At 61.5% G+C, this 9224-nt stretch carries 12 protein-coding genes and 1 pseudogene; 5 read left to right on the top strand and 8 right to left on the bottom strand.

Going from position 1 to position 9224, the window contains the following annotated elements; translation table 11 throughout:
- Both NKI85_RS36805 and NKI85_RS36800 read left to right on the top strand, forming a co-directional pair.
- A partial coding sequence (locus tag NKI85_RS36805; RefSeq protein WP_352532513.1) for a 3-methyl-2-oxobutanoate hydroxymethyltransferase occupies positions 1–356 on the top strand: 356 nt, incomplete at its 5' end.
- A gap of 642 nt (positions 357–998) precedes the next feature.
- Positions 999–1364: a hypothetical protein gene (locus NKI85_RS36800; RefSeq protein ID WP_352780743.1), complete on the top strand. Its 366-nt coding sequence runs from the start codon at positions 999–1001 to the stop codon at positions 1362–1364.
- On the opposite strand, the pseudogene NKI85_RS36795 reads toward NKI85_RS36800, so the two are convergent.
- The 8 genes and pseudogenes from NKI85_RS36795 to NKI85_RS36760 all read right to left on the bottom strand — a co-directional run.
- Positions 1342–1735: pseudogene (locus NKI85_RS36795) on the bottom strand (transposase family protein); the annotation flags it as partial. The gene NKI85_RS36800 and the pseudogene NKI85_RS36795 overlap by 23 nt on opposite strands.
- A gap of 57 nt (positions 1736–1792) precedes the next feature.
- Positions 1793–2002 carry a hypothetical protein gene (locus tag NKI85_RS36790; protein ID WP_352532511.1) on the bottom strand — a complete coding sequence of 70 codons (210 nt, stop codon included), beginning with the start codon at positions 2000–2002 and terminating at the stop codon, positions 1793–1795.
- Complete coding sequence (locus NKI85_RS36785; protein ID WP_352780735.1) at positions 1999–2748, bottom strand: COG4280 domain-containing protein; 750 nt, start codon at positions 2746–2748, stop codon at positions 1999–2001. The genes NKI85_RS36790 and NKI85_RS36785 overlap by 4 nt, the downstream gene beginning before the upstream one ends.
- A 146-nt stretch (positions 2749–2894) precedes the next feature.
- Positions 2895–3269 carry a hypothetical protein gene (locus NKI85_RS36780; RefSeq protein WP_352532507.1) on the bottom strand — a complete coding sequence of 125 codons (375 nt, stop codon included), beginning with the start codon at positions 3267–3269 and terminating at the stop codon, positions 2895–2897.
- Between the two features lie 300 nt (positions 3270–3569).
- Entirely contained in the window at positions 3570–4067 is a 498-nt protein-coding gene (locus tag NKI85_RS36775; RefSeq protein WP_352780732.1) for a hypothetical protein, read from the bottom strand.
- Positions 4064–4651 (bottom strand): DUF2135 domain-containing protein, encoded by a 588-nt coding sequence (locus NKI85_RS36770; protein ID WP_352532504.1) that lies wholly within the window; start codon positions 4649–4651, stop codon positions 4064–4066. The genes NKI85_RS36775 and NKI85_RS36770 overlap by 4 nt, the downstream gene beginning before the upstream one ends.
- Positions 4644–5213, bottom strand: coding sequence for a MotA/TolQ/ExbB proton channel family protein (locus NKI85_RS36765; RefSeq protein WP_352532502.1), 570 nt, complete (start codon positions 5211–5213; stop codon positions 4644–4646). Before NKI85_RS36765 ends, NKI85_RS36770 begins: the two co-directional genes overlap by 8 nt.
- A 42-nt stretch (positions 5214–5255) precedes the next feature.
- Positions 5256–5609: a hypothetical protein gene (locus tag NKI85_RS36760; protein ID WP_352532500.1), complete on the bottom strand. Its 354-nt coding sequence runs from the start codon at positions 5607–5609 to the stop codon at positions 5256–5258.
- Between the two features lie 186 nt (positions 5610–5795).
- Here NKI85_RS36760 and NKI85_RS36755 point away from each other — a divergent pair, with 186 nt between their 5' ends.
- From NKI85_RS36755 to NKI85_RS36745, 3 genes are all read left to right on the top strand, one after another.
- The gene (locus NKI85_RS36755) at positions 5796–6011 is read left to right on the top strand and encodes a hypothetical protein (RefSeq protein WP_352780741.1); all 216 of its coding nucleotides are present in this window, start codon (positions 5796–5798) and stop codon (positions 6009–6011) included.
- 515 nt (positions 6012–6526) lie between these two features.
- Entirely contained in the window at positions 6527–6850 is a 324-nt protein-coding gene (locus tag NKI85_RS36750) for a catalase-related domain-containing protein (RefSeq protein ID WP_352780728.1), read from the top strand.
- A gap of 112 nt (positions 6851–6962) precedes the next feature.
- Positions 6963–9224: ATP-binding protein (locus tag NKI85_RS36745; protein WP_502900785.1), on the top strand; the 2262-nt coding region annotated here is incomplete at its 3' end.

Genomic DNA, 9224 nt, shown 5'->3' with positions numbered 1-9224 from the left:
AACTCGAGGAGATCGGTGTCTTCGGGGCGGAACTGGAAGTCGTGCCCGACCGGGTGGCGAAATTCCTGACCGAAAACTCGTCGCTGGTCATGCTTGGCATGGGTGCCGGCCAGTATGCGGATGCGCAGTATCTCTTCACGGAAGATGTCTGCGGCTACGGCAAGAACCACAAGCCGCGACACGGAAAGGTTTACCGAAACCTTGGCCCTGAACTGCAGAAGATTCAGGACGAGCGCGTGGCCGCCTTTAGAGAATACAAGACAGACGTCGATTCCGGTAGGTATCCCGGTGACGAGCATACCGTTCCGATTGGGGATGCCGAGTTCGACACGTTCATGCAAGCGGCCAAACGATGACCACCATGAGTATGGGGCTAAGTGATCTCTCACCGGGCGGTAGACAGTTCGTAGCTGGCAACAGTGCGACGCCAACGCTCGACGAAATCAAAATGCTGATTGCGAAGAGGGAACTCATACTTCCGGCGAAGTTGGAAGCTGTCGCCCGCGTGATGTTTGCGGAGCCGGATTATGTGGCTTTCGAGAATGCCGTCGCGATCGCGCGCCGGTGCCAAGTTTCCCCGCCAACCCTATCCCGCCTCGCGCCGCGCCTCGGCTTTAGGTCGTTCAAGGAAATGCAGAATTGCTTCCGCAGTCATTTCCTAAGTCGACGGAACCAGACATAACCGAGCTAACGCGCAAGCTGGTCGAGATTACGCTGGGTGCAAAGGTCTGTAACCCAATCATGCTGAAGGCAGACTTTCTGCTTTCGGCCAATTTCAGTCATCCCGATCGAGGCCAGTAGGGCCGTTCGTGCAGCAATACATGCTTTCAGGTAGCGGCGACTGCCAATATCTCCGACGTCCAGCAGGTTCGTCAAAGGTGCAAAGGCGCGAAATCGGCGCTGCCTTGTGGTGCAGGGAAAGGCGCACATCTTGCCCCCGATAACGCCCTCGCAGGATAACTGGCCCGGGCCAAGGTGGCAACTTCGCGCAACTGTGTATGAAAGATGCTGGCATCAAAGGCGAGGCGGGCTCGGGTCAGGGCGTCGATGCCTTCACCAAAGGCTGGATCAAGATAGCGTTCTGGTGTGCTTACCCCTACACCGCCATTGACCGCCGGGTCAGCATCCCACTTGCCGCGTTGCCGGACCCCCACGAGCCGCCCGTTCGCCGCTTCACGATGGGCAGCGATGGCTTCGACCGTTCGATCGCCTTGCGACAGATCGACAAAAGCGATTATCCCTGCCGCCGCTCGGCAATCCGTGTATTTGCCGCAAGCACCATTGCTGCCTGCCCTACGGCGAATTCGGTGTCGCCGATTGAGCGCAGGTGCTCTGGGCCGAATAGCCGATCGGATAGGTCTTGAACTTCATCTTGGCCGGCTTATCGCCTTCGACTTCCGGCAAGCGACTGATCCCATGACGTTGCAGGCAGCGATGAGCACGTCAGGGTTGGAATCGTTGGCTGCAGCGCGTAGAGGCAATCGTCAAGCGGCAGCAAGGTGTGCCGCCGGAAGGCGACGATCACCGCCTCCTCCTCGATCGTGAGCACCGTCGAGGAGGGATTCCTCGGCCCCGTCGGCACATCGGCGACCGACGTCGGCCCCTTCCACTTGATGACCGTCTTCTGGTTGATCCCGTAGCGCTTGGCCAGCGCTCTCAGGCTCTCTTGACTATTTTGTATTGCTCGACGGACTGCCTCTGTCGTCGTGGCGCTGCCGTGTAGAACCTGGCCCATGGTGCCTCCTTCGATTCGGACGAAAAGAATGCACCATCAAAGCTCGGGATCAAACACCTAGCGCCCCCGCGCCGCGCGGCGGACGCTGTGAACCAGGATGACGAGGCAGCCCACCAGGAGGAGGATGCCGCCAGGCAATGGCGGCATTGCGAGAAACTCTACCGCCGCCGTCACCGCTGCAATCAGGATCAGCGCGAGCAACGCCAGATTGCCGTCGTCGATGAACATGCCGACGAATTCCCTTATGACAAGACGGACAATGTTCATCGGGCGAGCCCTCCGGCGGGATAGGCGCTGCGCAGCCAGCGGACGATGGTGTAGGACGCAAGCGCAACGATAGCGAAGATGGCGAGAAGGGCGAGATCCGCGCCCGGCCAGTCGGCACCGATGCCTTCGCCGGTCCAGAAGATGCCGAAGCTGGTCAGCATCAGCCCGACCACGAATTTGAGCGCATTTTCCGGCACGCGCGCCAGCGGCCGGTGCACGGCCAGGCCTATCAGCGTCACCAGCACGAACGCCGCCAAGGCGCCCAGGCTGGCGTAAAGCGTTTGCCCATGCGCGGCACCTACCGCAATGACGATGAACACCACCTCGACGCCTTCGAGCAGCACCGCCTTGAACGCCGCCACCCCGGCCAGATAGTCGGCCCGCCGGTCATTGGCCTGCCGGTGCAGGGCAGCGGTCTCCTTCGAGAAGGCCGCCTCCTCGTCATGCAGCGCGATGATGCCGGTGCTGCGCAGAATAGCCTTTCGCAGCCACCGCATGCCGAACAGGATCAACAGGACACCGACCACGAATTGCAAGGTTTCTATGGGAACGAGCGCCAGCAGTGGTCCGAACGCCAGCACCAGTGCGGCCAGAACCGCCAGCGCCAGCGCTGCGCCGGTCAGCGCCGGCCGCCAGCTGCGCGTCACCCCCACCGCAAGCACGATGGTGAAGGCTTCGACGACCTCCACGAAAGAAGCGAGAAAGGCGGTGGTGATGGTCGAAAGGATGGGAGTGAGACTGTGCATGAGGCATCCTGTATTTTCAATCTATTGCGGCTATGCGGTCCGGACCATACAGCGCTCGGTGGCAGGGGAAACGCAAGCGAAGCAGCGACCGGTGGCGCCTCGGGCCAATCGAGCCGCACGGCTGCGGCCCGCTGGCTCTGGAGACTTCAGTTAGGATAATTTCCGTTGTCGGAATTGTCGTCGTTGATGGCGAAGCCACTGCCGGTATCGACAAGGAGCGTCTGGTCGAGACTATCGAGCCGGCGCAGCAACTGCTGAGATTGGGCAGCCGGTATCTTGCCACGGTTCTCGGCGGCCGTTCTTTCGGCGGCCTGGGTGATATGGACTGCCCGCATGTGCAGCCTTTGCGCCTCGGTCGGCGTGATCGTGTTCTGCTGCCTTGCGTCAGCGATGCCTTGGTCCAAACCCTGCGCCTGATCGACAATCGAGGTCGGCGTCTCGTTGGCATAGGCGCTGGCGAGCGGAATAGCGATGAGAAGGGTGGTCAGGGTTGCTGCCTTGAGAGTCCTGAAAGAGCGCATGATTGCGCCTCCTTTTCTTAATGGGGAAAGCGGGCGATTGCTTCGCCTCGCGTTCCATCTGCGGGCCGTCCGGTTCCGTCGCGTCGCGATGAGTGGTTCATCGCCGGCGGTTCTCGGCCCACAACACAGCTAGGAATGCGCCGCGGCAGATTTTAATCATCAAAAGGATTGTCGTTCATGCCTTGTTGTATGCATCAGGGCGCCCTGCTGGGCACCGTCGCGGCGCTTTTCGGCGGACAGAAATGAGCCACGGCGCCATCCTCCCAAGCTGCAGGAGGGGGACACGAAGCGAAAACTCGGCTATGACCCCGGCTGTGTATAGACGAGGGGGCGAACGCCGCTTTGGTAGTCCTTTGCCGGCAGGGCCGGTTGCGGCCGTGCGTAGAACATCGGCTCGCGTGTATCGAGACCGGCGTCAGCGGTCTGCATCTTCATCTCGACCCCGGTGCCGTCGGCTTCCGCCTTGCCCATCGCATCTTGCAATTGTTGCGCGGCTTGCTGGCTCCATGGCAGCACATATGAGCGCGGCTCAGTCGAGCCGGGCGTGGTGAGCCATACGTAGATGGCTTCGTTCTCAACCGGGAGGGCGCCCACCACCTGGGCTTTTGCCGTGTCACGCCACTCGAGCCCGAGCGGCTTGGGACGGCCAAGAAGCTCGCTCGCGCCGACATAGACGACAGTGATCAGCGCCAGGAAAATGCCGACCGAGAGGGTGCGGCGGGCAAAACCCGCATGCGGCAGGACGACGAAGATGAACGCGCCGAGCAGCAGGGCGAAGATGCCGGGAGCGATCATCATTGGGTGGCCGCCACGCGTAAGGGTTTGAAGATGCTGTTGATGCTGCCCGGCACCAGTTGGCCAGTCGAATCGAGCCGGAATCTCAAGGCGGTAAGCTCCTGGTTGGGCTTGCGTAGCTGGACCGTCGTTGTGGCCACCGGCGCTGACGACTTGGCATCGCGCTTTACATTGACGCTTATCTTCACCGGGACGGGATATGTGACGTTGACGCCGCGATACATGTGAACATTGACGATGTATTCGCCCGCGGGCGCGCCCCTGGAATAGGCCACTTCGTGGTTGGAGTCGGTCATGTCCTGCGCCATGCCGAGGTCGTCGCGCAGCAGATCGAACACCTTGCCGCTCTTGTTGGAGTAGCCGACCGGCACATCGCCGGGCGCCTGGACCCACAGATCGACATCGGCGTCGAGCTTGTCGGGCCACTGCGTCTCGACGGTGACGTTTCCCGGCGCCGTGACGCCATCGGTTTCACTCGCCTTGGCAGGCGGGTTCATCACCGTCATCATGAGCACGGTCATGAGGACGAAGCCGCCGAGCATCAGGAGAGCGGTGTCGAGCCAGACGGTGAGAGTTTCCTCATCCATCGACGTTACCCAGCAGACGAAGGTTGATCTTTAGCCACAGGTTCGTGGCTATGCCGAGCAGCGTCGCATAGAGCGCGACATACATGCCGTCGATGACCGACGCGATCATCGGGCGGATCGCATTGGGGTCAGCCGAGCCGCCGGCGCGTGCCGCAGAGAAGGCGACGATGAGCCCAACCACGGTTCCGAGCAGCCCGATCCGCACCACATGGGTCGCCAGCCAATCGACATCGCGCCAGCGCCGGAAGAAGACGCACAAAATGCCCAGGGCACCGATGGCTGCGATCAACCAGCATAGGAACGCGTTGTTGCCGGCGAAGGGTTTGCCGGCAATACCGACGACCCAAAGCCCGACGATTCCAGCGGCGCCGATCGCCTGAAGAACGATGAACCGCGACAGAAATGCCTTTGGAGCGCCGTGGTCGGAGTGAGTTCCCGGCAGCCTGCGGGCAATGGGGTGCGATCCCAGGTCAGCTGCCTGCTCTGGCCATAGCTTCTGAGCAATCGCACCGGGCCACGACTTCTGCCGCGGTGCGCTTTCGCGGGAATAGATATCAACCATCTTGGCGTTCCTTCTTTTGCGACCCACACGTGATGCAGACGATCAGGCGCCGCGCTCGCCCTTGGCGCCGACACGCTTCAATTCTTCCCAGCCTTCGCCGACCGCGACGAGGCAGCTTGAGCCGTTCGGCCTGCTGATCATGATCGTCCATGTCGAGCCGTCGTCGCTGGTCAGCACTTCAATGACTGAGCCGTCTTTGGCCAAACCGAGGGCAGAGGGCGCTTCATTGAATCGTTTGGAAAGTTGTTTCAGGAGTTCTGGCCGCGGGGCGCAAGGAGGCGATCCGGTCTCCGCCTTCACCGGTATGGCGGACATGGCGACCAGCATGACTGCTGCGCCCGTCATTTTGATATGCGTCAACTCAAAACGTGATTTAACCTGAACTTGGTTGGACATCGGGACCTCCGAATTTGGACGAAGGCTGGCCTCTCAGCGAGCCTGCAGTCGATTTCAACCTTCGTGCCAAGGGTGTACTTGTTCGCACCAGCTACAGATTTGCAGACTACTGCAGGTGCCGGGTGCCTTCCATTCTACCAGGGTTTACTCGGTTATCTGTTCAGTCTGGGAAACTCAAACCTTGGTATGAGCGAGATCAGCGATTCTGCCGGAAGGCAGGGGTGTCCTGAAGCGAAAGCGACGGCAGCTGTCGCCGCCGTCCGGCTCTTCTGCGGCCGCATGATGTTCGTCAGAGCCGATCCGCGTGAGACGCAGCAGGTGGTGTTCGACGCCCAGGACCGGGCGTTTACCTTCTTCGGCGGCACCTGCATCCAGTCGATGGCGGTCTCGTTTCGAGTTTGAGGACCTTTGTGATGATCTAGACCACTGGTAAAGCCCGGCAGGGCAACCCGCACGGCGCCCCGCTCGTCGGCTCAGTTCATCGGCTTCGTATGCTTTCCTGACACTTGCGAAGGACAGGCATTTCCCATGTGCTCATGCATAGAACCGCAAGAGGAGCACAAAAGGAGCAATCTTCGATAAGCGGCGCCTGGCTCGATGAATACAATCTGGGTGTCTGCAACGAGAAGTTCAGTTCAGGGTGCTGACGAGAAAAAAGCAGAAAGTCTTGAACTCGTCCATCCACGGCGCCACCGTGCACGACAGTAAGATCGCCCGCAAAATCATTAAGTTGGTGCGCGACACCGAGTCGCCGTCGCTATTTCATCATTCCAGGGGCATCTATTATTTCGGCGTTCTTGCCGGGAAGCGCCGCGGATTGAGCTTCGATCCTGAGCTTTCTACGGGGGCGCGATGTTCCACGACACGGGACTCACCCATCAGCACCGCAGCGCGAGCGAGTGTTCGCTGGCGCCGACGTGGCCCGCGCCTTCCTGCGCGGCCATGGAATCTCCCACTCCAATATCAAAACCATCTGGACCGGCGTACCGGGATCATGCGTTGACGACGATCACTATAGGCAGCCCAGCGACTTGTTCGGAAAGATGAGCCCGGACCAATGGCACACGCTGTTCGACAATACAGTTCGCGCTGTCGGCGGGGCGGCGATGCAAATCCAGGTGCATCAGATCGCGAACTGCGCAAAGGGCGATCTCCAATATGGCGACGGCGTCGCGACTACGCGGGTTCACCTGGCCGCTGGAAAGCCGCTGACTCTGACCGGAAGATCGCATAGGATTTGAAGAACAAGAGGAACTGTGCGTGCGCTCATGCCAGCCTGCCGCCATCGGCAATGAGGTCAATCATAAAACGAGTCAGGGAGGGCCCTGACAACGGGGCTGAGAGGAGGCCCTGGTGACGGACCTTTCGGGCTATGTATTCTCGGCGTTGCGGGGAGGCGAGTTCACACTCTACCGCGGGTCGGGCGACGGCTTGGACCCGATCCTGCTGGTCGAGCCTATCGGGCAATACCCGTCGCGTGAGTCGATCAACCGGCTGGAGCATGAACATGACCTCAAGGCCGAACTGAACCCCGACTGGGCTGTCCGGCCGATAGACTTGTCCCGCCACGACGGCCACATGGCGTTGGTGCTCGAGGATCCCGGCGGCGAGCCGCTCGATCAGCTGCTCGGTCACCCCATGGATGTGACGCAGTTTCTGCGCATCGCGATCCCGCTTGCGGCCGCAATCGGCCAGATGCACATACGCGGGCTGATTCACAAGAACCTCAAGCCGGCCAACATCCTGGTGGACTTGGAAAGCGGCGGCGTCTGGCTCACCGGCTTCGGCATCGCCTCGCGTCTGCCGCGCGAGCGCCAGGCACCCGCACCTCCGGAAATCATTGCCGGCACGCTTGCCTACATGGCACCGGAACAGACCGGCCGGATGAACCGCTCGATCGATGCCCGCAGCGATCTTTATTCACTCGGTATCACCTTCTACGAGATGCTCACCGGGACATTGCCGTTCACCGCAGCCGATCCGATGGAGTGGGTGCACTGCCACATCGCCCGGCAACCGGTGCCACCCGACGAGCGGGTCGCGGGCATCCCGAGGCCACTCGCGGCGATCGTGATGAAGCTGCTGGCCAAGACCGCCGAGGATCGCTACCAGACCGCCGCGGGCGTCGAGGCCGATCTCCGGCGGTGTCTCTCCGCATGGGAGGCGCATCGCCGGATCGACGCGTTCCCGCTGGGTGCCCAGGACGCGTCGGACCGGCTGCTGATCCCGGAAAAGCTGTATGGACGCGGAGCCGAGATCGATACGCTCGTCGTCGCGTTCGATCGGGTCATGACCCGCGGCGCGACAGAACTCGTGCTAGTGTCCGGCCACGCCGGCATAGGAAAGTCCTCGCTCGTCAATGAGCTGCACAAGCAACTAGTCCCATCGCGCGGTCTGTTTGCCGCCGGCAAGTTCGACCAGTACAAGCAAAATATCCCTTATGCGACGCTGGCCCAGGCCTTCCAGGGCCTTGTCGATCAGATCCTCAGCAAGAGCGACGTAGAGATGAGCCGATGGCGCTCCGCGTTGCTGGACGCGCTTGGCCCGAACGGCCAACTGATGGTCAATCTTATCCCGGAGCTTGCTCTCATTATCGGTGAGCAATCGCCAGTTCCCGAACTGCCGCCGCAGGACCGGCAAAATCGGTTTCAGTTGGTGTTCCGGCGGTTCCTCGGCGTGTTTGCCAGGCCAGAGCACCCGCTCGCGCTGTTCCTCGATGATCTGCAATGGCTGGACACCGCGACCCTTGATTTGATCGAACATCTTGTCACGCACCCGGAGGTGCGGCACCTGCTGCTGGTCGGCGCCTACCGGGACAATGAGGTCAGTCCCTCTCACCCGCTCGCACGGATGCTGGCGACGATCCGCGGAGCCGGGGGGCGGGTGCAGGAGATTCTGCTTGCTTCCCTCATGCCGGACGATGTGGAGCGGCTGCTTGCGGATGCGCTGCACATCGAGCCTGGGCGCGCGCGCTCCTTGGCCGCGCTGGTGTTCGAGAAGACCGATGGCAATCCGTTCTTTACGATCCAATTCTTGATGGCCCTGGCGGAGGAGGCGCTGCTAGCGTTCGATCCCGGCACGGAGGCCTGGACGTGGGACCTGCCGCGCATCAGCGCCAAAGGCTTCACCGATAACGTCGCGGATCTCATGGCCGCGAAGCTGAGCCGTCTGCCCCATGCGACTCAGAAGGCATTAGGACAGCTGGCCTGTCTGGGGAACGTCGCCGAGTCGCCTACGCTCGCTCTGGTGCACGGGGGGACCGAGGAAGCGATGCACGCGGCACTCTGGGAAGCGGTCCACGCCGGCCTCGTCCTCCGATCGGGCAGTACCTACACATTTCTCCACGACCGTATCCAGGAGGCGGCTTATGCGCTCATAGGCAAAGGCGAGCGTGCTATGGCGCATCTTCGGATTGGCCGATTGCTCGCGGCGCGGACCACGTCGGAAGAGCCGGAAGACAGCATCTTCGACATCGTCAACCAGTTCGACCGCGGCGCGGCGCTGATTACCGTGCCGGAGGAGCGCGAGCAGGTCGCCGAGCTCAACCTCATGGCGGGCAAACGTGCCAAGGCGGCAACCGCCTATGCCTCAGCGCTGCAGTATTTTGCCGCCGGC

Origin of the sequence: Mesorhizobium sp. M0571 (assembly GCF_040320985.1) — a bacterium.
Taxonomy (GTDB): domain Bacteria; phylum Pseudomonadota; class Alphaproteobacteria; order Rhizobiales; family Rhizobiaceae; genus Mesorhizobium.
This window is presented reverse-complemented; position numbering and strand designations above follow the sequence as displayed.

What these genes read in the sequence shown, in the direction of transcription:
- NKI85_RS36785 (WP_352780735.1), bottom strand. Translation starts at nt 2,748, where the DNA reads ATGCACAGTCTCACTCCCATCCTTTCGACCATCACCACCGCCTTTCTC.
- NKI85_RS36755 (WP_352780741.1), top strand. Translation starts at nt 5,796, where the DNA reads ATGAGCGAGATCAGCGATTCTGCCGGAAGGCAGGGGTGTCCTGAAGCG.
- NKI85_RS36780 (WP_352532507.1), bottom strand. Translation starts at nt 3,269, where the DNA reads ATGCGCTCTTTCAGGACTCTCAAGGCAGCAACCCTGACCACCCTTCTC.
- NKI85_RS36760 (WP_352532500.1), bottom strand. Translation starts at nt 5,609, where the DNA reads ATGTCCAACCAAGTTCAGGTTAAATCACGTTTTGAGTTGACGCATATC.
- NKI85_RS36770 (WP_352532504.1), bottom strand. Translation starts at nt 4,651, where the DNA reads ATGGATGAGGAAACTCTCACCGTCTGGCTCGACACCGCTCTCCTGATG.
- NKI85_RS36775 (WP_352780732.1), bottom strand. Translation starts at nt 4,067, where the DNA reads ATGATGATCGCTCCCGGCATCTTCGCCCTGCTGCTCGGCGCGTTCATC.
- NKI85_RS36765 (WP_352532502.1), bottom strand. Translation starts at nt 5,213, where the DNA reads ATGGTTGATATCTATTCCCGCGAAAGCGCACCGCGGCAGAAGTCGTGG.
- NKI85_RS36800 (WP_352780743.1), top strand. Translation starts at nt 999, where the DNA reads ATGAAAGATGCTGGCATCAAAGGCGAGGCGGGCTCGGGTCAGGGCGTC.
- NKI85_RS36790 (WP_352532511.1), bottom strand. Translation starts at nt 2,002, where the DNA reads ATGAACATTGTCCGTCTTGTCATAAGGGAATTCGTCGGCATGTTCATC.